Genomic DNA, 24,599 nt, shown 5'->3' with positions numbered 1-24,599 from the left:
ATGTCACATTTAATTTTTATGTAAACAAAAAGGGTCCATACTGGACCCTTTTTGTCCCATTATTCATACTGAGTATAAGAATGAACGGAAGGAATGGTTACGCTGAAAAATTCAGCTAGATCGGCTGCTTGTTGTCGGTCGGTAATTCGGAAAACGGATTGCAAGTGGTCAATATCTTCGATGTCTTTAGGGTCGAGGAGGGTAGAACGGCCGGTCTGCATGCAGACTACCAGAGGTTTTCCAAAAAACATATTCGTAAAAACGATTCCAAAGTCATAGCGGGTATGTTCAGTCGTAAAACCGACAAACCTCACCTTTACATTTTCCTGCTCATCATATAACTTTTCAAATAATTCCATTGGACTCCTCCATTCTTTGAATATTTAGAATATTATTGTAATTTATTTTCACTAAAATTACAAGAAACTTATTTTTGTAACGGTTGTCATTGGATTTTATTCAATGCTAAAATAGAAAGGGATATAATTGGAGTGTTAGGGGGGAATGATGTTGGCGAAAAATGCATACATCAAGCTAGTGCCTGCATCTGCAAAACAACAAGTTACAATTGATGAAGTAAAAGAACTTTTTTATTATTATAAAGATATTACCTCAAAAACAGGGAATCAAGTTGATTGGCAATTTGGAAACGCTGCCTTTCCTTATGAAGTAAAGGAAAAGGAAGAAGGAAAAGGAAAATGGTTTTATTTACATTCCGACCATGAAAAGTATTTTGCTATTTTAATTGGTGTTGACACAGAAGCAATTCGCGATGAGAACGGCGAAGAAAGAGAGCAGCATTACATTCAAGTAACCCTGCCAGAGCAATCCACATATGGGGATAAAGGGAAAGCCAATGAATTTTGTAAATTTCTTGCAAAAAAAACGCAAGGAGAACTGCATCTTTTCAATGAAAGAGTCATGTATTATTATCCAAGAAAATAATTAAAAAACTCCTAAAAGGGAGTTCCTGGCTGTCGAATCTTTCGATAGCCTTTATTTTATTCACCCTCTTTAGTAATTAACCGCGTTAATTACTTATAATTATAATACATATAGGTTGGTCTGTGTAAAAAGTCTGTTGATTTCCGCTCCAGGCACTTCGCTTACCGCGGGCGTGCCGGGGAGCCTCCTCAGCGCTTTGGCGCTTCCGGGGTCTCCCCTGCCCCGTACTCCCGCAGGAGTCTTCCTGCCTTCCGCTCCAATCAACACGTGCATTTAATAAAATTTCAACTCATTAACTATTTTAAAAAAATGGTGAATTCAATATTTAAATCAAAAGTGTTTAACCAAAGAAAATCTGATTTTGTTTCAATTAATGAATTAGTTCAAGATATCACCTTCTAAGCTTGATTTACAAATATATTAATTTTTCCTTTCTTCTTGAAAAAGTTCGTCCTTATTATAGTTAAGATATTGGCCACCCAACTAATTTGCTTATTTTTTAAAGTTAATTTTATTGAGATTTTCGAGAAAGTAGAGGTAGAGACTGGCGAATATTTGAGGAAATAAATAATTTATTTGCCCCCCTGATGATTGGAGCGGAAATCATCAGGCCCTTTGCAGGTACTATCAATAAATTGATATTTTGATATGCAAAAAAATGTCGAGAAAAATAATCTTTTCTCGACAATCTAAATCTCCCTAAAAAGGGAGTTTTTTAGTGGGTATAAAGCTCTAGTGTGTAATGTATTGAGGTGTAGATCACAAGGCTTAAAGCGGTGAGAAATAATGTTTTTCTTGAGGATTTCGTTATACCGTTACCAATCAAATAGGCCAAATAAAAAAAGACAAAAAACATAATGACTTTATATACTAATTGATCATGCTTTGATAACCACTCAATCAAAGTATAACCGCTCCAAATAATAAATTGCAGCAGCATCACAACATAAACCCTCAAAATTATCACCACACAAACTTCATCTAAAACCATGAATATTATAGTATATGTAAAAAAAATATAGTTATTTTCGAGAAAAGCTCTTTCTTAAAAAAAATGGTTCTTTCCTCTTGGAAAGAACCATTCAGTGTTATTTAATAATATGGATTGGGCTTCCTAAAGCTACTTCGGCCGCTTCCATTGTTATTTCCCCAAGGGTTGGATGTGCATGAATAGTCATTGCAAGGTCTTCTGCTGTCATACCAGCTTCAATAGCAAGACCAAGTTCTGCAATCATATCTGATGCACTAGCACCGGCAATTTGAGCTCCAATTACAAGACCATCTTCTTTACGAGTGATTAATTTTAAGAATCCATCTGCACTGTCAAGTGAAAGCGCACGACCATTTGCCGCAAATGGGAACTTCGCTGCAATCACTTCAATTCCTTCTTTTTTCGCTTGATCTTCAGTATAACCAACTGATGCAAGCTCAGGCTCTGAGAAGACAACAGCAGGAATACCTAGGTAATCAATTTCAGAAGAATGACCAGCAATCGCTTCAGCAGCAATTTTTGCTTCATATGATGCTTTATGTGCTAATTGAGGGCCTGCAACCACATCACCAATCGCGTAAATATTACTAATATTGGTACGGCATTGCTGATCAATTTCAATTAATCCGCGCTCGCTTAATTTAACACCGACTTGCTCTAAGCCCATCTCATCTGTATTTGGACGGCGTCCAACCATTACAAAACAGTAATCAGCTTCAATTTTCTTCTCTTCACCTTTTGTTTCAAACGTTACAACAACGCCATTTTCGGTTTCTTCTACACCCTTAGCAAATGCTTTTGTATAGAATTCTGCACCTTTTTTCTTCATATTACGCTTAACAAGGGCTGCCATTTGCTTATCAAAAACACCCATACCTAAAATTTCATCGGCACCTTCTAAAATCGTTACCTGGCTGCCAAAGTTAGCGTAAGCACCGCCAAGTTCAATACCGATTACCCCGCCGCCAATAACAACGATTTTTTCAGGAATTTCATTTAAATTAAGTGCGCCTGTAGAGTTCAAAACACGTTTTGAGTACTTAAATGCAGGTAGCTCAATAGGGCGAGAACCAGTTGCAATAATTGCATTTTTAAAGGTATATGTTTGGGCTGAAGTTTCATCCATCACACGAAGTGTATTGGCATCGACAAAATACGCTTCACCACGAGCGATGTTTACTTTATTTCCCTTTAATAACCCTTCAACGCCGCCTGTTAATTTATTTACAATACTGCCTTTAAACTCTTGAACTTTTGAAAAGTCAACCTTTACATTTTCTGCTGTAATTCCAAATTGATCGGAATGCATAGCTGTTTCATAGCGGTGACCTGCAGCGATTAACGCTTTAGATGGAATACAGCCGACATTTAAACATACTCCACCCACATATTCCTTTTCTACAATCGTTACTTTTTGTCCAAGCTGTGCAGCACGAATAGCAGCAACGTATCCACCAGGGCCTGCACCGATGACTATAGTATCTGTTTCAATTGGGAAATCTCCTACTACCATTTTTTTACGCCTCCATTAGCAATAGTTCAGGATCGTTCAATAATCGCTTAATATGATTCATTGCGTTTTGTGCTGTAGCACCATCAATCATACGGTGGTCAAAGCTTAATGAAAGAGCTAGTACTGGTGCAGCAACAATTTCACCATCTCTTACGATTGGTTTCTCCGCAATTCGACCTACCCCTAAAATCGCTACTTCAGGGTGATTAATAACAGGAGTAAACCATTGACCGCCAGCTGAACCAATATTAGAAATCGTGCAAGATGCACCTTTCATTTCATTTGGAGCTAACTTTCCATCCCGTGCTTTTGTTGCCAATTCGTTGATTTCATTTGAAATGTTAAACACGGATTTACGGTCTGCATCCTTAACAACTGGTACTAATAAACCTTTTTCTGTATCAGCTGCAATACCGATATTATAGTAATGTTTATGAATAATCTCACTTGTTGCATCATCTAAAGAAGTATTTAATGCTGGGAACTCTCTCAAAGCACTTGTTAATGCTTTTACGATATAAGGTAGGAAAGTTAACTTGATACCTTTCGCTGCAGCTACTTCCTTGAATTTTTTACGGTGAGCAACAAGTTTCGTTACATCAATTTCATCCATTAAGGTAACATGTGGAGCAGTATGCTTAGAATTAACCATTGCCTTCGCAATTGCTTTACGGATACCGCTCATTTTTTCACGTGTTTCAGGATATTCACCTTGTGGAATTGGTGCTGCTTTTGGAACTTCAACATTTACTTCCTCGGATACAGCAGCAGTTTCAACTGGTACTGCTGGTGCACCACCGCTTAAGAATGCGTCAATATCAGCCTTCATGATCCGGCCATTTTTACCAGAACCAGCAACATGAGCAATTTCAATACCTTTTTCACGTGCATATTTGCGTACAGATGGCATTGCAATGATTCGGCGATTTGGATCTACATCAGCTTGAGGTTGTGTTACAGCAGCTGCTGTAACTGCTGCCTGTGCTGCTGGTGCTGCTTCTTGCTTTGTTTCAGGTGCTGGTGCTGCTGGTGCTGCTTCTTGTTTTGGTTCATCATCACCGTGATCGCCTTTAAATTGCAAGTCTTCATATCCTGGTGCATCAAATGTAACAAGAACCTGTCCAACTGTTGCAACAGTGCCTTCACCAATTAAAACATCAATTACAGTACCTTCTACTGGAGAAGGAATTTCAACTACTGCTTTATCATTTTGCACTTCGCAAAGTACATCATCTTCTTGAACCTTGTCACCTGGTTTTATGAACCATTTGACAATTTCACCTTCGTGAATACCTTCACCAATGTCAGGCATTTTAAATTGAAATGACACTGTAATTCATCCTCCTATACTTCCTCTATTTTCGCAGGTGTATTCAAACATTATGCGGGAAATAGAGCAGACTTTTTTTCGATTATATTAGAACGTCAATACCTTTTTAGCCGTTTCAATCACATCTTTATAGTTAGGAAGCCATACAGATTCTGCTTGGGAGAAAGGATAAACAGTATCAGCCGCTGTTACACGTAATACTGGTGCTTCCAAGCTTAAAATCGCACGGTCATTAATTTCAGCTACTACTGTCGCTGCAACACCCGCTTGTTTTTGTGCTTCTTGAACAACAATTGCTCGGCCCGTTTTTTCAACAGATGCTATGATTGTTTCAATATCAAGCGGACTAATTGTACGTAAATCGACAACCTCGACTGAATGGCCTTCTTTTTCTAATTCTTCAGCAGCTTTTAATGATTCGTGAACCATTGCACCGTAAGTAAAGATAGAAAGGTCTGTTCCCTCACGTTTCACATCGGCTTTTCCTAGTGGAATCGTGTATTCCTCTTCAGGTACTTCTTGACGGAATGCACGGTATAATTTTAAATGCTCTAAGAATACAACTGGATCATTATCACGAATAGCTGAGATTAACAATCCCTTTGCATCATATGGTGTTGATGGAACGACAACTTTTAATCCAGGGGTCTGTGCCATTAATCCTTCTAAACTGTCTGAGTGAAGCTCAGGAGTGTGAACGCCGCCGCCAAATGGTGAACGAACTGTAATTGGCATATTATAGCGTCCTCCAGAACGGTAGCGCATACGAGACATTTGACCTGCGATAGAATCCATTACCTCAAAAACGAATCCAAAGAATTGAATTTCCGGAATTGGACGGTATCCTGTTAATGCAAGACCGATAGATAAACCACCAATCCCTGATTCTGCTAATGGTGTATCAAAAACACGCTCTTCGCCAAATTCTTTATGGAGCCCTTCAGTGGCACGGAAAACCCCGCCATTCACGCCAACATCTTCTCCAAATATTAATGTTTTTGGATCATTACGCAATTCAATACGCAATGCATCAGTAATCGCTTGAATCATTGTCATTTGAGCCATGACTTACTTCGACTCCTTTGCTTTATAAATTTCATATTGTTCTTTTAAGTTAGAAGGCATTTCTTCAAACATAATCGACATTAAATCAGTCACTTTTTGCTTCGGAGCCGCATCTGCTTTTTTGATTGCTTCTTTAATGTCTTCTTTTGCTTGTTCAATTACTTCGTTTTCTTTTTCTTCGCTCCATAAACCTTTGTTTTCTAAGAACTTACGGAATCTAACAAGTGGGTCTTTCTTTTCCCATTCGTTATCAAGTTCAGCCGTACGGTAACGAGTTGGATCGTCTCCCGCCATTGTGTGTGGGCCATAACGATACGTAAGTGTTTCAATTAAGGTTGGTCCTTCGCCATTGATCGCCCGCTCACGTGCATCGTGAACTGCCGCATAAACAGCTAATGGGTCCATACCATCAACCTGGATTCCAGGAATTCCTGCAGCAACAGCTTTTTGAGCAACGGTTTTCGCTGCTGATTGTTTTTCTACAGGTGTCGAAATTGCAAAACGGTTATTTTGAACGATGAAAATTGCCGGCGCTTTTAATGCCCCTGCAAAGTTAATTCCTTCGTAGAAATCCCCTTGTGATGCTCCGCCATCACCTGTGTACGTGATAGCAACAGCTTTATTGCCATTCTTTTTCAGTCCAAGCGCTACACCTGCAGTTTGAACGTATTGCGCACCAATAATGATTTGTGGTGATAAAACGTTTACACCTTCAGGAATTTGATTTCCTTGGAAGTGTCCGCGTGAGAACAAGAATGCTTGATAAAGTGGTAACCCGTGCCAAATGATTTGTGGTACATCGCGATATCCAGGTAAAATAAAATCCTCTTTTTCCAAAGCAAATTGGGATGCTAATTGTGATGCTTCCTGTCCGGCAGTTGGAGCATAGAATCCAAGTCTTCCTTGACGGTTTAAAGAAATTGAACGTTGGTCAAGAATACGTGTGTATACCATTCTGCGCATTAATTCTTGAAGTTGAGCATCTGTTAAATCCGGCATTGCCGCTTCGTTAACGACTTCGCCTTCTTCATTTAATATTTGAAATGTTTGAAACTGTTCTTCGACGATTTCGAGCGACTTTTTCGCATCGAGCTGGGCGTTCTTAAGTTTAGAAGCCATTTAGGTCACCTCATCCTTTCTTTTCAAAAAAACATAAGTATAAATTAATCATTCCACCTTTGTAGGTTACCCAAAAACCCTAAAAGACAAAAAATATTGAATGGAAATTTATCTCTCCATCCCATCATATTCTGTATCAGTATTTTTGTTTATTTTATTGATACAATTATTATCTACATATCCGAGTTTACATCAACTTTTTAAACGCGTCAAATACTAAATCTCATAATTTTTCATCATTTCTACATTAACAATAGGAGACATCTTAAACACAGCTGTATTATTTAAAACAAACAATCTGTTATATAAAATCAAACAAATTTCTGTTCTGTTATAACAAAGAAAAACCGGCTCTTTCAGCCGGTTTATTAGAAAATTAAATATTATTCATTTATTTTCAACCCTGACATTTTATAAAATGCAAGCTTTTGATCATTGTATTCCTTTGTAAGTTCATTAAACTTTTTATTTGCCGCATAGACTTTTTGATAGGATTCATTCACCTTATTCACTTTTGCCTCTAAGTCCTCAAAGGATAAATTTTTATTTTTTAACAATCCATACAATTGTTTATCAAGTTTTAAGGCATTAAGATATTCCTTATTCAGTTCATCGTGGGCGGAATATCTATTGATCATAATCTGATAAAGATGTTCCAAAGCTTTTTTTAGTTTAGGATTCTTTAAATCATTTGTATATTGCTTAATTTTTTGGAATGTCTCTTTGGACTCCAAGATACTTTTGGTTTCTTCGTTCATATATTGCTCTCTCTTGTCAGCCATTGCTAAAGCCGCATCAGCCAACTTTACAACTTTATCATGCTGTTTCATTCCAAGGTCAAGAATTTTTTCATATGTAGCTTTTTCTTTTTTTTCTAATGCTACGAGCGGTTCCTGCTGATTTTCAAATCCCTTTTCTTTCTCCACAACCTTTTCTAAAATATCATAGATTTTTTCAACGGGTGTTTTTTGATTGAAACAACCGGATAAAATCACCACAGTAGTAATAATAGAAAGCCATAAACGTCTTTTGATCACAAAAGGCAAGTGTATCCCCCTTATCTAAGAACCATCTAGATACATCACAAAGTGGTTAACTTTTTTAATTTTGTTTGATAGACTAATCTTATTCATTATTATAACAGAAAACAGGAGTGAGACAGCACATGATTACAATGGAAGATATCATACGCGATGGTCATCCAACTCTCAGAAAAATAGCAGCGGAAGTTCCCCTCCCCGCCTCTGATGAAGACAAACGGATCTTACAAGAGCTTTTAGAATATGTTAAAAACAGTCAAAACCCTGAGATTGCTGAAAAATACAAATTAAGACCGGGTATCGGTTTAGCAGCTCCGCAAATCAATGTTTCAAAACGAATGATTGCTGTTCATATACAGGACGAAAAAGCCGCATATAGTTACGCACTTTTCAATCCAAAAATTGTTAGTCACTCAGTTGAAAAATCGTATCTGCAATCAGGTGAAGGCTGCCTCTCAGTCGATGAAGCTATACCAGGCTTTGTACCAAGGCACGCAAGAGTAACGATAAAAGGCATCAACGAGAATGGAGAAGAGGTAAAACTTCGTCTAAAAGGGCTTCCGGCCATCTGTTTCCAACATGAAATTGATCATCTAAATGGGATTATGTTTTATGATTATATTAATAAAGAAGACCCTTTCAAACCGATTGAAGGGGCAATCGTCATTGAAAGATAAAAAAACTGCCGTTCCTTAAGGAGCCGGCAGTTTTTTTTAAGACTTTCATAAACTTAGTTGTTGATTTACGCTCCAGAAGCAAGCGGTTCGTGGGCGGTCTGTGGAGCCTCCTCGTCGCTTTGCTCCTGCGGGTCTCCCCTACCCCATACTCCCACAGGAGTCTTCGCACCTTACACTCCAATCAACTTTGTTAAAAATCAACACAGCCTTTTATTATATTAACTGTAATTCCTTTAAACCATTCCAAATTCCATTTTCAGCGACATCTGTTGTAATATAATCTGCATGTTCTTTCGCCTCTGGGACCCCATTACCCATCGCAACACTGGTACCGACTGCCTTTAACATTTCCAAATCATTTAAACCGTCTCCAAAAGCATAGACATCCTTTAATTCAAATCCCAGACGCTCAATCATTTTTTTGATGCCTTCCGCTTTGGAACCCCCTTTAGGTAAAACATCGACAGAATAATCATGCCATCTAATAAAGTTAAACTTTGGATAGTGATTAAAATACACTAATTCCTCTTTATCTTCACAGAAAAGCAAGGATTGATAAATCTTCCTATTTTTATAAAAAGTAGCATCCTGCTCAGGATGGGAAAAATTCAATGTACCCAGACTAATGTCGATAAAGGGATGTTGTTTAACGGTTGCCTTCATCGTTTGTTCATTCATTACTATTAAAGGGTGTCCATTCTGCTCCGTTTCAATCAATAGTTTTTCAAGCTCAGTTTGATTAAGGGGGTTCTCATAGATTACCTCCCCCTCAAAGACAACCAATTGACCGTTATAGCTAACATATGAATCGATGCCAAGTTCCTTGCGTATACTTTCAAACATAAACGGGGCCCTACCGGTCGCAATTGCGACATAAACACCACTATCCTTTAAAAGCTGGATAGCCTTTTTTGTGCTCGTAGGCAGTTTTTTTTCATGATCCAATAATGTACCGTCTATGTCGAAAAAAACAATCTTCTTCATAATAAACTCCTTCAAAAGCTGCGTATAATATTTTTCTATAAAAACACTAACCCTTCCTAAAAAAATTGTCAATTCGTTAACAATTAATTGAATTCCATGATTATCCATGAAAGAATTAGCAAAATCACCATATAATAATAGCAAAAAACTTTTATCTGAAAAAAATCTTCATTAATCTGTCATGGCTTGCTTTACATTGGACAAGGATCGTTTAAAATAAAGTTAAGGAGATGATCCACTATGTTAAAGAAGCTAAGAAAGAAGCTCTTAAAACAGTGGAAAGATTTACTACGAAAAAAATCGATTGCCTGAAATTTTGAGCCCTTCATACTTGCGAAGGGCTCCTTCCTTATTGTAAATTGATAAGCAGTGATGCTTTTACATACTTTTCACTAAACGTCCATGTCTTGGTTTATTTGTCAAATATAATAAAACACATGAAAAAGATGTAAAAATTTTATATAATAGAAATAGGTATGATCGATTAAGGAGCGATATTGTCATGATATATAAAGTATATTATCAAGAAAGCATTAAACAGGTACCAGTGAGAGAGAACACAAAAACCCTTTATATGGAGGGAGAATCAGAAAGAGATGTTCGGAAAAAGCTTGCAGACCGCGGCTATAACATTGAATTTGTACAAGCAGTTTCAGGTGCGTTTTTAGAGTATGAACAACAAAATGAAGATTACAAAGTATTGGAGATTTGATAATTTATGAAATTTGTAAAAAATGATCAAACTGCTGTTTTTGCCCTGGGAGGACTGGGTGAAATCGGTAAGAACACATATGCTGTTCAATTTCAGGATGAAATCATCCTAATTGATGCTGGTATAAAATTCCCAGAAGACGAGCTTTTAGGAATTGATTATGTAATTCCTGATTACACTTACCTAGTAAAAAACGAAGAAAAAATAAAAGGGCTGTTTGTTACACACGGACATGAGGACCATATTGGTGGAATTCCTTATTTGCTTAGGGAAATCAATATTCCTATTTACGGTGGTAAACTTGCTCTTGGGTTAATCAAAAATAAACTAGAAGAACATGGTCTTCTAAGAAATGCTAAACTGATTGAAATCAAAGAAGATGATGTGATTAAGTTCCGTAAAACATCTGTTACTTTTTTCCGCACCACACATAGTATACCTGATTCCTATGGAATCGTCGTAAAAACCCCTCCAGGTCAAATTGTCCACACAGGTGATTTTAAATTTGATTTCACCCCTGTCGGTGAACCAGCTAATTTAACCAAAATGGCCGAAATTGGAAAAGAGGGAGTTTTATGTTTACTCTCTGATAGTACAAACAGTGAAATTCCTGAATTTACGATGTCGGAACGCCGTGTTGGCGAGAGCATACATGATATTTTCCGAAAAGTTGATGGCCGAATCATTTTTGCAACCTTTGCTTCAAACATCCACCGCCTACAGCAAGTAGTAGAAGCAGCAGTAACAAATGGACGAAAAATCGCTGTATTTGGAAGAAGTATGGAAGCTGCCATCAATATCGGTCTTGAATTGGGATATATACTTGCTCCAAAAGAAACGTTTATTGAATCCAATCAGATTAACCGACTTCCTGCTGATAAGGTAACCATTCTTTGCACAGGAAGCCAGGGAGAACCAATGGCAGCACTTTCAAGAATTGCGAATGGTACACATCGACAAATTCAAATTATACCGGGAGATACAGTAGTCTTTTCTTCCTCGCCAATCCCTGGTAATACAATAAGCGTCAGCCGAACAATCAACCTTCTCTTTAGAGCAGGAGCCGATGTTATCCATGGAAAATTAAGTAATATTCATACTTCAGGACATGGCGGACAGGAAGAACAAAAGTTGATGCTCCGTCTTATAAAGCCGAAGTTTTTTATGCCAATTCACGGAGAATACCGGATGCAGAGAATGCATGCCAAACTTGCCGTTGACTGTGGGGTACAGGAAGAAAACTGTTTTATCATGGATAATGGTGAGGTTTTGGCTCTTTCAGAAAATACGGCACAAGTAGCAGGTAAAATTCCTTCCGGTTCAGTTTATATTGACGGAAGCGGTATTGGTGATATTGGAAATATCGTACTAAGAGACCGAAGAATTCTTTCAGAGGAAGGCTTAGTGGTTGTCGTAGTCAGCATCAATATGAAGGATTTCAAAATTGCCTCTGGTCCTGATTTAATTTCAAGAGGATTTGTCTATATGAGAGAATCCGGTGATTTAATTAATGATGCTCAAAACTTAATTACTAAACATATCAATAAGGTAATGGAAAGAAAAACGACTCAATGGTCAGAAATAAAAAATGAAATAACAGACACACTCGCACCATTCCTTTATGAAAAAACAAAACGGAGACCAATGATTTTACCAATCATTATGGAAGTTTAAAAACGGAAACGGTTAGGCGTTTCCGTTCAGGCTATCGAAACATTCGATAGCCTTTTAATTTATTCTCCTTCTTTAACAATTCACCGCACTAATCTGATACAACATTATTATATATTCTTTTCAACAGGTCCGTTGATTTCCATTCCAGGCGCTTCGCTTTCCGTGGGCGTGCTGGGGAGCCTCCTCGTCGCTTCGCTCCTGCGGGGTCTCCCCTATCCCGTACTCCCACAGGAGTCTTCGCGCCTTCCACTCCAATCAACTTTGTAGTGTTCAATAAAGACATTCCTTTAAACTAAGATGATCATTGTCTAAAGTTAGTTTTTAGGTCTAAAATTCAATGATTCAGTTCCTCACCATTCGACGATTAGTGGAATCATCGACACATTTTTAAAGAAATCGATATTTTTAGGAAATTTTCGGAAATTGTTCTCCTAGCAATGAATTACAAAATAGTTGGGATGGTTCTATTTACGGACTATACTCTTATCCTTCAAGCGCGTGGGATAGTAATGGGGAATTTCCACACTTCTTCGTATTAAATTTGTATTCGCTTTACCCTTACCGGGGTGTTGTTCTATATGTTAATTCTTGATTAGGACAAATGTATTAATCTCGTTCTTTATCTTATATAAATTTCCATTTAGAGAATAGGTCGGTAGTAGGATGAAACTTTTTGTAAACTTATGTTTATTGGAGTTTTCCTTTAAATAGTAAAAGTCGTAACAAGGCATATATGGGAAAAGCGCATAGAAAAGGTTAGGTTAAATCTCATAACTAAAACGGGTAAAATTCTTTTTAATTTCAGAAAGGAAAAAGTTGAGCGAAGCTTCACAGACTCAAAAAATTGCTTTGGCTACGCTACTTCCAGTTACGGTGATTGTAGAATGTAAGTGAGCAGGCTCTCCTACTGCTGCCTGCCAAAATATAAAAAAATTGTCACTCTTAGACAGGCTAGAAAAAGTGTTTGGTAATTCATCAGGTTGATTCTCCCCGTTGATTGGAGCGAAGCACCCGGAGCGGAAATCAACAAGCCCGTTAGCAGTTGCGAATATCAAATGAAAAAATGGTACATTCTGACATAATAAAAAATTGCCGAGAAAAATATCCTTTCTCGACAATCTGAACGGAAATACTTAGGGCATTTCCGTTTTTTAAGGTGCCTATTTTATGCCATGGCCTTTTTCCCAAATCGGTCTATGTCTACATCGCTTCCAATTACAACTAATACATCATTCACACGAAGTGTTTCTTTAGCCTGCGGGGAAACAATCAGCTCTTCGCCTCTTTTTATTGCAACGATATTAAGGCCATATTTTTTGCGAATATCTAAATCCATAATCGTATGCTCAGCGATCTTTCCATTGGCAACAATTTCAACAATACTATGATCATCAGATAATTCAAGATAATCAAGGACATTATTAGATGCTAAATTGTTAGCAATCCGACGTCCCATATCCCTTTCAGGGTGGACAACCTGGTCCGCACCAATTTTCCTGAGGACCTTCTCATGGTAATCATTTTGGGCCTTAACCGTTATATTGGGGACACCTAACTCTTTTAAGATAAGTGTCGTTAATATACTTGATTGGATATCGTCACCAATGGCAACAATTACATGATCAAAATTGCGGATTCCTAAACTTTTCAAAACTGCTTCGTCCGTTGTATCTCCTACAGCGGCATGAGAAGCAATCATCGAATATTCATTCACTCTTTCTTCATTTTTATCAATGGCCAACACTTCAATTCCTTCCTCTGTAAGTGTCCGGCAAATACTCCCGCCAAACCGGCCAAGTCCTATGACTGCAAAGCTTTTTTTCACAGAATTCTCCTCCAGAATCAGGTTCTCTATCTTTGTACATTTTAGCATATACAACGTTGCACGGTAATAAGTCGTTTATCCTTTATCCTCTTGGACTATGATTTCTTCTTTTCTTGATGTAAAGATAAAGAAGCAAACCGATCACTGAAATAATAATTAGAATTGGAAGATTGCCAATGACAAAAACAACTAGCCAGGATACGACAGCTATAAGTGTATTGATACTTTTCATAAACTGTTTTTTTGTTTTCTCCAAGGTGTTAAGATTGTCCTTATCAATATTAGGAACAATCACCTTATATTCATGCAACATGATATTTACCGTTGAAAAGGCGGTTTGATTTTCTAAAAACTTTAATTTCCCTTCAATCGTTTCAATCACTTCCTGAACAGATGCTAAATCTGCAGAAATTTTTAATAAGTCCTCGGTTTTGTTTGCTTTTTTCATAAAAGAGAGTAAGCGTTCCTCCACAACTTTTTTTGAGTTTAATCTGGATTCTAAATCCACATATTCTTCAGTTACATCCTGACCCGTAATATTTCGCTGAATCACTTCAACAGCCTGCCCCTCGGCATCATGTAAAAAACTCTGAAAATACTTTTGAGGGATTCGAATTCGAATGCTTCCACTCACCTGCTCTTTCCCCTCTTTTATTACGTTAGATTCCGCGATATAGCCGCCGTATTTTTCTACTTTTTCTTCGATTCTTCGTACGGTCTGTTCAAACTTTTTCACACGAAGCTCTAAGTCTGCAGTATAAATGACCTTTTTTTCGGGAATTTGGATTTCAATTGATTGATTCATTTCTTTTTTAAAGTTCTCAGCTGATAGTAATGACGCTTTTGCTTGACTTCCATTTTGGGCAGAATCGGCGGTCTTGCTAGTAGCAAAATCCATTTTGGCACTCTCACTTTTACTATCCGACCTGCATGCTGAAAGAAGAAGAAATACAAAAACAATTGGGATCCATTTAATGAATCTATTCATTCGCACGACACCCCTTTTTATTTAAACCGACGAGTAAAAATAAAAATGGTTACAAAAAAAGGTAAAAACACCTATTTATGGATAATTTACATAACTTCAGCCCGGTTAAACTGCGCCCTTACCAAATGATAATACTCTCCTTGAAGCTCCATTAGTTCTTCATGATTGCCTTTTTCACTTATTTGACCATGATCTAATACAATGATTTGTTCAGCATCTCGAATAGTCGAAAGACGATGGGCAATGATAATGGCGGTTCGGTCTTTTAATAAAGTATTTAAAGCTTTTTGGATAAGTACTTCTGTCTCTGTATCAATACTTGCTGTCGCCTCATCTAAAATTAAAATTCTTGGGTCTGCTAAAAGTGCTCTGGCAAACGAGAGAAGCTGCCTTTCACCGACGGATAAAATATTCCCACGTTCTTCTACTTCATGATGAAAACCATTTGGAAGCCTTTCAATAAAGTGATACGCTCCAACAGCTTTTGCTGCATATAAGACTTCCTCGTCCGTTGCATCAGGTCTCCCGAAGCGAATATTTTCCATAATCGTCCCTGAAAAAATAAAAGTATCCTGCAAGACCACACTAATTTGCCGTCTAAGACTCTTCAGTGAGATATCCTTTATATTGTGATGGTCAATATAAATTTCCCCTGATGTTGCGTCGTAAAAGCGTGAGATAAGATTGGCTATCGTTGTCTTTCCTGAACCGGTGTGCCCCACAAGTGCTGTTGTTTGTCCCGCCTTTATTTCAAGGCTCACTCCTTTTAATGCATGCCGACTCTCACTATAAGAGAATACAACATTTTCAAATTGAATATGTCCCTTTATATCCCTCATTTCCTGCGGGTCGTCTTTTTCTGAAACAATCGGCTTTTCATCTAGAAACTCGAATATCCGTTCAGAAGAGGCCATACCAACTAATAACTGATTATACACCTGTCCTAACCTTGAAATTGGTTCCCAAAACATTCCAAGATAAAAGGCAAACGAAACAAATTCACCAATTTTCATTGAATCATTTAAAATAAGATAGCTCCCTAACCAAATTAAAACCGCAGAACCAAGGGCATTGGTTATTTCAACAAGCGGCCTAAACATCGCATTTTTTTGGGAGGCTACTTTCCAGCTTTCGAAATTCTCCTGATTTACGCCCTGAAAAAAAGCCATATTCTCCTTTTCCTGGGTAAAGGATTGGGTAACGCGAATTCCCTGGATGCTTTCATTTAAATGAGAATTAAGCTTCGCCTGTTTTAATCTTACGACCTGCCAAGATTTGCGAATTTTTCGGCGCAGGCTGGTGGATATAAAGAACATAATCGGTAAAATGAGCATTACAGCAAGGGCAAGTGACGGACTAAGTGAAAATAATACAATCAAAACACCTATTAACAATAATGAATCCATTAATGAATTAATAACTCCGTTGGTAAATAAATCCTGCAATGAATTGATATCATTCATAATCCGAACAAGAATCGAACCAGCAGAACGCTGGTCAAAAAACTGATGCGAAAGATTTTGTACATGTGAAAAAAGATGCTTTCGAATATCGTAGATGACCCCCTGCCCCAGTTCATTCATCCAGCGAATTCGAAAAATATTTGCAATGTACGATATGAAATAGAGGCTGGCAATGATGATAACTAGGATGGTCAATAAATGGATGTCTTTATTGATGATGGCTTTATCTAGCGTATAGACTCCAATTAAAATCGGAATGGTTAAGCGAATGGCTGTGGTGATGATGACCATTATTGCTGAGAGAGGTAATAAATTTTTCTTATATGGCTTAAGATAACTAAACAGCCTTGCCATTTGAATCCAGTTAAAGGGTTTTTCAATCACTTGATCTGAGGAATAATGAAAGCGTTTTAATATACTTGGATGCGCTCTTTTTTCAATCAAAAACATTCCCTCCTTTAACCTGTTTTAGATGATGCCTTTTCCTGCCAATCCTTATATTGGATTTCAAATACCCGTTGATATGGACCATTATTATTGAACAATTTCTCGTGTTTTCCCCGTTCCACAATCCGGCCATTATTTAATACTAAAATTTCATCTGCATGCTTTAAGGAGGAAATCCGGTGAGCAATGATGAAGGTAGTCCGGCCTTTCATGACTTCTTTTAATGCCTTTTGGATATTTAATTCCGTTTCCATATCGACTGCACTTGTAGCATCGTCTAAAATTAAAATACTTGGGTCCACACAAATAGCTCTGGCAATCGCAATTCTTTGCTTTTGGCCTCCTGAAAGGCCCATTCCCCGTTCTCCAAGTATCGTTTCATAACCATTCGGAAGTTCCATAATAAAATCATGCGCCTGGGCCCGTTTAGCTGCATTAATAATTTGGTCCATGTCTGCCTCAGGTCTTCCGTAGGAGATATTTTCTTTTATGGTAGTCGAAAATAAAAAGGATTCCTGCAATACAAACCCTATATTGCTTCTTAAGGTCCTTAGAGAAAAATCGCTTACCGGTTTACCATCAATCAAAACCTCTCCTTCACTTGGTTCATAAAATCTCGTCATAAGCTGCGTAATGCTTGTTTTACCTGAACCGGTAGGGCCAATGAGTCCAATTACTTTTCCAGGCTCAATCTTAAAGGAAATACCAAATAATGCTTCCTTTAAGCCCTCATCATAGCGTAAGGAGACGTTTTTAAACTCTACTCGACCGTTTAACCTGCCCGAATCAATTGCCTCATCTTGATCAGTTATTTCGTTATTCACTTCTAGGACTTCTAAAAGCCGTTCCCCTGAAGCCTTTGCTTGTGAAAACAAATTAATTACAAATCCAAGATTAACAATCGGCCAAATAATATACCAAACCAAACTATAAAAAGCGACAAGTTCCCCCGGTTTTAATGAACCCTTCATGACAAGAGTACCGCCGTATCCTAATAAAAGAACAACACTGATATTTCCCATTAGCTCCATTAATGGAAAATACTTTGCCCATATGGTGGAGGTGAAGATATTTTGCTGCTTATAATCACCATTTGAAGCGTTAAATTTTTCAATTTCAAATCCCTCTCTTGATAGAGATTTAACAGTATTGATACCACTGATGCTTTCCTGAACTTTTGTATTTAATCGTCCAAATGATTGTCGAATCCCCTTAAAGGCAGGGTGCACCGCACGATCAAATTTATAAACGATGATAGCTAAAAAGGGAAGTGAGATGAGTGTAATGATGGTCAGACTGATGGAATAGTAAAGCATCACGGCTACACTAAGCGCGATTAACAAGAGGAATCTAAGTAATTCTGAAAAGCCAAAGGAAAGAAAAAAGCGAAATCCTTCGACATCTGCCGTTAATCGGGACATTAAATCTCCCGTTTTGGCATTATCATAGTATCTAAACGGTAGAAACTGCAGCTTTTCATATAAGGAATTTCGCAGTTTATAGACGGAGGTAATTCCAAATAAATCACCTGTGTATTGATTGATAAAGGTGGCTCCCCCTTTTATGCCCATTAGAAAAATAAAACCAATGGCCAGGTATGGAACCAAATAATACTTCTCTTTTAACACCACCTCATCAATTGTTTGCTGTAAAATCATTGGATATACAACAGTTATTGCTGTAACGACTAACAAAAAACTCATGGAAATAAAAAAATACTTTTTGTAAGGCCAATAGTAAGATTTTAGTTTTTTAAACGTTTCCATATTCAATCCCCTTTCCTTACAATTTTCAATTTTTTGAATAAAGGCGCAATATTTAATATATCGGGTTTCGAAGTATTTTTCTAGTCCTTTGCCTACATTTTTAAGAAATTTTTTCCATAAAAAAAACTGCTCGCTTTAATACGAACAGTTCTGATTACTATAATTATTCTATTCAGTTTTTTCTAATTCATCCAAAACACGATTTACCCGTTTTTCAAGCATTTTCATGCCGCTTCCGCCTGCTTGAAAATGACGAAGCTTACCTTCACGGTCAAAAACATAGTAGGCAGGCACATATTGATTTTCAAACGCTTCCGTAAGTTTGTGTTCACTGTCAACAAAGATTGGCTGGGTAATCCCATGTTCTGCGGCCACTTGCTTGATTTCTTCAATGTTTAAATCATTTTCAGAACGAGGCATATGAACAGCGATTACATTTAATTTTTCTTTGAAGTCATCACGGAATTGATTGACCTGTGGCATTGCTTCTTTACAAAGGTGGCAGCTAATCGACCAAAAATGAATTAGTGTAGGCCTTTCTCCAACTAACTCATCTTTCGTCACCTGACCGTTCAACCATTCGGTTGCACCTGTTAATTCCGGCATTGGCTCACGTAATTTCATTTCAATCCCCCCTATTTTAAAAATAGACCTAACACTTTAAAGGTTAGGTCTATCGTGTTTGATTTAAAAATTGTCTAGCTCCAGCGCCCCTGAACAAGGCGCTTCCGCTTTTCTATTTTAAACATTTAGTGTAGCTTGTCCTGGCTTCCAGTTTGCAGGGCAAAGTCCGCCAGTTTGAAGTGCTTGAAGAACACGAAGTGTTTCATCAACGTCACGGCCGATATTGTTATGGTTTACTACAGAATATTTTAATTCGCCTTCTGGGTCAATGATGAATAAACCGCGAAGTGCAACACCTTCTTCTTCAATTAACACACCATATTCACGAGCAACAACATGGTTAGTGTCTGCTGCTAATGGATAATTTAAATCGCCAAGACCATTTTCTTTACGATCTGTTTTAATCCAAGCAAGGTGAGTATGAATGGTGTCTGTAGAAGCACCGACTACAACAGCATCAAGGTCATCGAATTCTTCGTAACGATCAGACATTGCAGTGATTTCAGTTGGGCAAACGAATGTAAAGTCCATTGGGTAGAAGAACAATACTGTCCATTTATCATTTTTCATGTTCTCTTCAAGGCTAACTTTTCCAAATTCTTTGTTTGGTAATACTGCATCCATTTCAAAGCGTGGAGCTTGTTTACCTACCATACGTTCTGGCATATCGAATCCCTCCAAATATTAATTAAATGAGATAACTTTATAGCAATTCTCATTTGCTATCCCTTTGACACTTTTCATTATAGGATAATTCTTATTTTGAGTCAATATTAAATTATAATTAATTTAAATAAATACTAATTTTAATTATAACCTAGATTTCCCCTCCATCAGTTTTACCGTTTTAGATGAAGATTAAACTTTTTCTATGTAACAAAATTCACCATTATTTGCTATAATTTTATCATGATTTCCAAAAAGTATAAAACAAAACGCATTGTGATTTACGCTTTATTCCCTTGATAAGTAATATAGTTTGTCATTACCTTTATAGCAACATCAATAGCATCTTCGTTAGGATTTAACCTTGAATGGTGCAAGCCAAATGGCGAGTCCACTCCAAGCCAAAACATAAATCCTGGGATTTCCTTAAGCATATAGCCAAAGTCCTCACCCGTCATGGCTTCTTTGCACTCAATTACCTTTACTTCATTTTGCCGACTCATATATTCGAAAAAATCACCTGTCAATTTTTCATGATTATAGACCTGATGATACATCGCTCCAAAATCAATCTTGGCCTCGCATTCGTAGCCTGTTTCAATCCCTTTAACCAGAGACTCTACTCGATGTTTTACCTTTTTCATTGATTCAGGTGATAATGTTCGAATAGTCCCTTCTAAACGAGCTGTTTCGGCAATGATATTTTGCACAGTTCCCCCAGTAATTTTACCAATTGTAATTACAGCACTATCCAGCGGATCGACATTTCTAGAAACGATGGTCTGTAGTTGATTGACTAACGAACAGGCAGCAATAACCATATCATTGGTTTGATGAGGATAGGCCGCATGGCCGCCTTTACCTTTTAAATCAATAAATAGTTCAGACGTATTAGCAAAGAGTAGTCCTTCTTTTAAAGCAATCGTTCCTACAGGGTATTCTGGGGCGATATGTAAGGCAAAAATCATATCCGGTTTCCATTCCTGCATGATTTCTGACTGCAGCATCGGTTCCGCCCCCCAGGGCCCTCCTCTGCCGGTTGAAAAATAAATAATAAATCATCTTGGATAGGATTTTCCACAAAATAGGTAAGAGTTCCAACCGCAATACTCATGTGAAAATCATGACCGCACGCATGCATTTGCGCATCATGAGTTGATTTATAAGTCAGCCCTGTTTCTTCTGAAATCGGCAGCCCATCGATATCTGTTCGATACCCAATGGTTTTGTTTGGATTAAGACCATGTACCTTTACAAAGATCCCCGTTTTCCACTTTTTAATCGTCAGCCTATTCTGAGGTAAACCTTGTAAATAAGATAATAAATAAGCCTGGGTCTTATATTCTTGGAACCCTAATTCCGGAATTTGATGTAAATCACGACGAATTTTCACATATGAATTCATTCAGGTTACTCCCTTGGTTAGAAAAAAAGCGTGGATTATCCACGCTTTCCTCCTATTGATTATAATTGACGAAGCGCATCCATTATTTCTGTCTTCGATTTAGTCTTTTCATCAATATCTTTTATTTTTTTTGCAGGAATTCCAGCAACAACTGTATTTGGTGGAACATCATCCGTTACAACTGCACCTGCTGCAACAACGGACCCTTTTCCAACTGTTACACCTTCGAGTACAACTGCATTTGCTCCAATTACAACATCGTCTTCGATCACAACAGGTTTTGCAGATGGTGGTTCGATTACTCCTGCTAAAACAGCACCGGCACCAATATGACATCTTTTCCCAACCGTTGCTCTGCCGCCCATTACTACATTCATGTCAATCATTGTATTTTCACCAATAACTGCACCAATGTTAATGACAGCCCCCATCATAATAACCGCATTATCACCAATTTCAACCTGATCGCGAATCGTGACACCTGGTTCAATTCGGGCATTTACATTTTTCATATCAAGTAATGGCAATGCTGAATTACGGCGGTCATTCTCAATTACATAATCTTCAACCTTTGCTTGATTGGCTTCTAATGCAGCATTAACATCTGCCCAATCACCAAAAACAACCCCTGTATTTCCATTCACAAATACCTTTGAATTGCTTCCAAAATCAATTCCATCAAGGTCACCCTTTAAATAAACCTTTACAGGTGTAGATTTTTTACTATTTTGGATAAACGAAATAATTTCATGTGCATCCATCTTTTTCATAATTTATTCTCCTCCCTATGGCTTGTACTAAAAATTACTTTAACAAACGAAAGCGATGAAAACAATAAAAAAAATGGGATTATTGTTTTTTTTCAGAAATATATTCTTTGATTAATTCAACAAACGCATTTACCTGTTTCAATTGAAAAGCTGATTCATAACCTAAAAGCCATGTATCCCTTTTAAGCGGCAGCTGATTTTCATTGAGAAGCGGGATTTTAAATATATTTTTTTCTGCGCTTTTTAAGGTAATCGACGGCAGGATGGAGTAGCCGATTCCATTAAACGTCATTTGTTTACAGGTCTCAATTTGATCGACAACAATGGTCCTTTTTGGTGAGGTCTTAAAATTTCTCATCCACCAATCTTGAATTTCTTGATAATAGTTAGAGTCACTTTTAAATTGAATAAACGGACGATCAGTGTCCAAAACCTGCTCTGGCTTTGTAATAACTCTGTCTACTAGATATAGCGGATCACTAAAGAGGTGGATCTTAGCCCCTTTCCAATCAGGAGTTCCGCGAATAATCCCGATATGAACCTGGTCATCATGCAAGCATTTTAAAATTTCACTGCTCCAGCCAGTTACAAGCGAAATTTTTGCCTGGGGATAGGTATCAATATATTGCTTTAATACTTGAGGAAGCCAATTTTGCCCAACTATTGAAGCAACTGCTATTTTTAATGTTCCGGACACACCGCCCTGGAGTGAATGAATCGACTCCCTTACCTTTTCTTCCTTTTTCAAGACCTCATTTACAAATTGGATAACTTGCTCCCCTGATGGGGTCAGCGCCAGTCCTTTTTGAGAACGAATAAACAATTTCGTCTCCCAATCTTTTTCGATGGTTTGCAGGCGCTGTGATAATGCCGGCTGGGAGACAAACAGGCGCTCAGAAGCCTTACGCATATTCATTTCTTGAGCCAAAACAGATAATAATTGAAATTCAGACAGTGAAGACAACGTTTAAACCACCTTATACTTTTTTTCAAAAAACCTTTTAATGGAAAAAAGCTCTGTTTTTAAACAGAGCTATTCCCTTTTTTCGGAATAAAGAAAACCAAAATCAAACTTATTAGCGCAAAAATTAGAACTACATAGTAGACAGTATGCAGGGATAGAGTTAAACCATTTTGAAGCACTTCTCTTACCGTTTCAGTTAACTGTGCACGCTCTTTTGCATTTAAAAGAATATTAGCCGAATTAATAGTTAGTTTCTTCCCGGCTTCTGCAGCATTTTCATTTAAATAACTGCTTAACCGATTATTAAGAATTCCGCCTAATAAAGCAGCCCCTATCGTGTTCCCCAAATTTCTCATAAACATATTAGCTGCTGTTGCGATCCCGCGCTGCTGCCATTCGACAGTACTTTGAATAGAAACGATGAAGGCAGTCGAAGTTAACCCCATTCCAATTCCTACAATAAATGAGCCTGCAGCGGCCCAGATAGGACCGACAGAAGTGGACATTGTGACAAAAAAGATACTGCCAAGCACTAATGCTACTCCACCAATAATCGAGGTGGTTCGATACCCTAGAGAAATTAGCATTTTTCCAGACATTGTGGATGCAATTGGCCAGCCAATTGACATTGTCGTCAAGGTAAATCCTGCAATAATGGCTGTTTGTTCCATTACCCCCTGAACAAATGTAGGTAAAAAGCTTGAAATCCCGATTAACATTATTCCAGTTGTCAACGAGGTAATATTTGCAATAAAAATGGACCGTTCTTTCCAAATATTAAATGGCATGACAGGCTCTTTTGCCCTTCCCTCCTGAAAAACAAACGCTGCCAATGTAAGCCCGCACAATGTAAAAAGCGATAAAGCCTGCCAAGAGTTCCAGGCCCAATGACTGCCCCCTTCAACTAGAACTAACATAAGCGAAGAAATGGCAACCGTTAGTAGAATAGCTCCGAGATAGTCAATTTCGTGTTTTTTCTTTTCCACATTTTCATGTAAAAACAGCCATAATCCAGCAAGAGAAAGAATTCCTAATGGGATATTGATCCAAAAAACATAATGCCAGCTGACATATTGAACAAGCAGACCGCCAACAGCCGGCCCTGTAATGGCAGAAATCCCCCAAACGCTTGAAAGATAGCCTTGGATTTTTGCCCGCTCTTCAGCCGTATAAATATCCCCTACAATGGTTGTGGCAATCGGCATAACAGCGCCAGCTCCAAACCCTTGTATGAGGCGAAAAATAATCAGCATTTTCATTGATGAGGCAAAACCGCAAAGTGTCGATCCTATTAAAAAAATGATAACACCAAAAAACATGATGGGTTTTCGTCCAAATAAATCTGATAACTTTCCATAAATGAGAACCGTTACAGAATTCATTAACAAATACGCTGAAAACACCCAACTGTATAATTGGAAGCCACCTAAATCAGCAACAATGGCAGGCATCGCTGTTGAAACAATAGTTGCTTCAATTGCCCCCATAAACATAGCGAGCATAACAGCAGCTAAAACCAGGTGCTTTTTGGTTCGCTTTTTTTGAGATCCTCCAATACTCTTTTCTGCTGCGGTATCCCCCATTATAACACCTCTTTTTAAACTCAATAATATAGCTCCCTATCAAGGGAG

At 37.8% G+C, this 24,599-nt stretch carries 20 protein-coding genes and 1 pseudogene; 4 read left to right on the top strand and 17 right to left on the bottom strand.

The features are described from left to right. Positions 1 to 59 precede the first annotated feature (59 nt). A complete protein-coding gene (locus tag RCG21_RS10655) occupies positions 60 to 359 on the bottom strand; it encodes a DUF3055 domain-containing protein (protein ID WP_133332573.1) in 300 nt (99 codons plus the stop codon). Positions 360 to 510: 151 nt separating this feature from the next. On the opposite strand from RCG21_RS10655, the gene RCG21_RS10650 reads away from it, so the two are divergent. Then, entirely contained in the window at positions 511 to 945 is a 435-nt protein-coding gene (locus RCG21_RS10650; protein ID WP_308913149.1) for a DUF1885 family protein, read from the top strand. Positions 946 to 2,033: 1,088 nt separating this feature from the next. Here RCG21_RS10650 and lpdA read toward each other — a convergent pair. The 5 genes from lpdA to RCG21_RS10625 form a co-directional block, all read right to left on the bottom strand. Beyond that, positions 2,034 to 3,449 (bottom strand): dihydrolipoyl dehydrogenase, encoded by a 1,416-nt coding sequence (gene lpdA / locus RCG21_RS10645; protein ID WP_026574730.1) that lies wholly within the window; start codon positions 3,447 to 3,449, stop codon positions 2,034 to 2,036. Between the two features lie 4 nt (positions 3,450 to 3,453). Then, a complete protein-coding gene (locus RCG21_RS10640; protein WP_133332575.1) occupies positions 3,454 to 4,779 on the bottom strand; it encodes a dihydrolipoamide acetyltransferase family protein in 1,326 nt (441 codons plus the stop codon). Positions 4,780 to 4,866: 87 nt separating this feature from the next. Beyond that, positions 4,867 to 5,844: an alpha-ketoacid dehydrogenase subunit beta gene (locus RCG21_RS10635; RefSeq protein ID WP_026574728.1), complete on the bottom strand. Its 978-nt coding sequence runs from the start codon at positions 5,842 to 5,844 to the stop codon at positions 4,867 to 4,869. 3 nt (positions 5,845 to 5,847) lie between these two features. After that, positions 5,848 to 6,963 carry a pyruvate dehydrogenase (acetyl-transferring) E1 component subunit alpha gene (gene pdhA / locus RCG21_RS10630; RefSeq protein ID WP_133332576.1) on the bottom strand — a complete coding sequence of 372 codons (1,116 nt, stop codon included), beginning with the start codon at positions 6,961 to 6,963 and terminating at the stop codon, positions 5,848 to 5,850. Between the two features lie 383 nt (positions 6,964 to 7,346). Continuing rightward, positions 7,347 to 8,000 carry a YkyA family protein gene (locus RCG21_RS10625; protein WP_133332769.1) on the bottom strand — a complete coding sequence of 218 codons (654 nt, stop codon included), beginning with the start codon at positions 7,998 to 8,000 and terminating at the stop codon, positions 7,347 to 7,349. A gap of 128 nt (positions 8,001 to 8,128) precedes the next feature. Here RCG21_RS10625 and def point away from each other — a divergent pair, with 128 nt between their 5' ends. Further along, complete coding sequence (gene def / locus RCG21_RS10620) at positions 8,129 to 8,680, top strand: peptide deformylase (protein WP_133332577.1); 552 nt, start codon at positions 8,129 to 8,131, stop codon at positions 8,678 to 8,680. A 213-nt stretch (positions 8,681 to 8,893) separates the two neighbouring features. On the opposite strand, the gene RCG21_RS10615 is transcribed toward def, so the two are convergent. Next, on the bottom strand, positions 8,894 to 9,664 hold the full coding sequence (locus RCG21_RS10615) for a Cof-type HAD-IIB family hydrolase (protein WP_133332578.1): 771 nt from the start codon (positions 9,662 to 9,664) through the stop codon (positions 8,894 to 8,896). A gap of 502 nt (positions 9,665 to 10,166) precedes the next feature. On the opposite strand from RCG21_RS10615, the gene RCG21_RS10610 reads away from it, so the two are divergent. Together RCG21_RS10610 and rnjA are read left to right on the top strand one after the other, a co-directional pair. Further along, positions 10,167 to 10,376 (top strand): DNA-dependent RNA polymerase subunit epsilon, encoded by a 210-nt coding sequence (locus RCG21_RS10610; RefSeq protein WP_133332579.1) that lies wholly within the window; start codon positions 10,167 to 10,169, stop codon positions 10,374 to 10,376. A gap of 6 nt (positions 10,377 to 10,382) precedes the next feature. Next, positions 10,383 to 12,050, top strand: a complete 1,668-nt coding sequence (rnjA, locus tag RCG21_RS10605) for a ribonuclease J1 (RefSeq protein ID WP_133332580.1) — start codon at positions 10,383 to 10,385, stop codon at positions 12,048 to 12,050. A gap of 1,165 nt (positions 12,051 to 13,215) precedes the next feature. Here the strand turns inward: rnjA and RCG21_RS10590 are convergent. The 10 genes and pseudogenes from RCG21_RS10590 to RCG21_RS10545 form a co-directional block, all read right to left on the bottom strand. Then, the gene (locus RCG21_RS10590; RefSeq protein ID WP_133332581.1) at positions 13,216 to 13,875 is read right to left on the bottom strand and encodes a potassium channel family protein; all 660 of its coding nucleotides are present in this window, start codon (positions 13,873 to 13,875) and stop codon (positions 13,216 to 13,218) included. A gap of 82 nt (positions 13,876 to 13,957) precedes the next feature. After that, the gene (locus RCG21_RS10585) at positions 13,958 to 14,863 is read right to left on the bottom strand and encodes a DUF4349 domain-containing protein (protein ID WP_308913148.1); all 906 of its coding nucleotides are present in this window, start codon (positions 14,861 to 14,863) and stop codon (positions 13,958 to 13,960) included. An 86-nt stretch (positions 14,864 to 14,949) separates the two neighbouring features. After that, positions 14,950 to 16,767, bottom strand: coding sequence for an ABC transporter ATP-binding protein (locus tag RCG21_RS10580; protein WP_372512754.1), 1,818 nt, complete (start codon positions 16,765 to 16,767; stop codon positions 14,950 to 14,952). Positions 16,768 to 16,784: 17 nt separating this feature from the next. Then, positions 16,785 to 18,539: an ABC transporter ATP-binding protein gene (locus RCG21_RS10575; RefSeq protein ID WP_133332584.1), complete on the bottom strand. Its 1,755-nt coding sequence runs from the start codon at positions 18,537 to 18,539 to the stop codon at positions 16,785 to 16,787. Positions 18,540 to 18,707: 168 nt separating this feature from the next. Further along, entirely contained in the window at positions 18,708 to 19,163 is a 456-nt protein-coding gene (locus RCG21_RS10570; RefSeq protein ID WP_308913146.1) for a TlpA family protein disulfide reductase, read from the bottom strand. Positions 19,164 to 19,280: 117 nt separating this feature from the next. Continuing rightward, the gene (locus RCG21_RS10565) at positions 19,281 to 19,829 is read right to left on the bottom strand and encodes a peroxiredoxin (RefSeq protein WP_133332586.1); all 549 of its coding nucleotides are present in this window, start codon (positions 19,827 to 19,829) and stop codon (positions 19,281 to 19,283) included. 281 nt (positions 19,830 to 20,110) lie between these two features. Beyond that, positions 20,111 to 21,234: pseudogene (locus tag RCG21_RS10560) on the bottom strand (N-acetyldiaminopimelate deacetylase). Positions 21,235 to 21,293: 59 nt separating this feature from the next. After that, positions 21,294 to 22,004: a 2,3,4,5-tetrahydropyridine-2,6-dicarboxylate N-acetyltransferase gene (dapD, locus tag RCG21_RS10555; protein WP_133332588.1), complete on the bottom strand. Its 711-nt coding sequence runs from the start codon at positions 22,002 to 22,004 to the stop codon at positions 21,294 to 21,296. Positions 22,005 to 22,083: 79 nt separating this feature from the next. Further along, positions 22,084 to 22,968, bottom strand: coding sequence for a transcriptional regulator CcpC (gene ccpC, locus RCG21_RS10550; protein WP_133332589.1), 885 nt, complete (start codon positions 22,966 to 22,968; stop codon positions 22,084 to 22,086). 59 nt (positions 22,969 to 23,027) lie between these two features. Next, positions 23,028 to 24,551 (bottom strand): MDR family MFS transporter, encoded by a 1,524-nt coding sequence (locus tag RCG21_RS10545; RefSeq protein WP_133332770.1) that lies wholly within the window; start codon positions 24,549 to 24,551, stop codon positions 23,028 to 23,030. Positions 24,552 to 24,599 lie beyond the last annotated feature (48 nt).

Source organism: Bacillus salipaludis (assembly GCF_030938565.1).
Classification (GTDB): Bacteria; Bacillota; Bacilli; order Bacillales; family Cytobacillaceae; genus Neobacillus; species Neobacillus salipaludis_A.
Note: the sequence above shows the minus strand (reverse complement) of the source record. Positions and strands in the feature narration are given on the sequence as shown.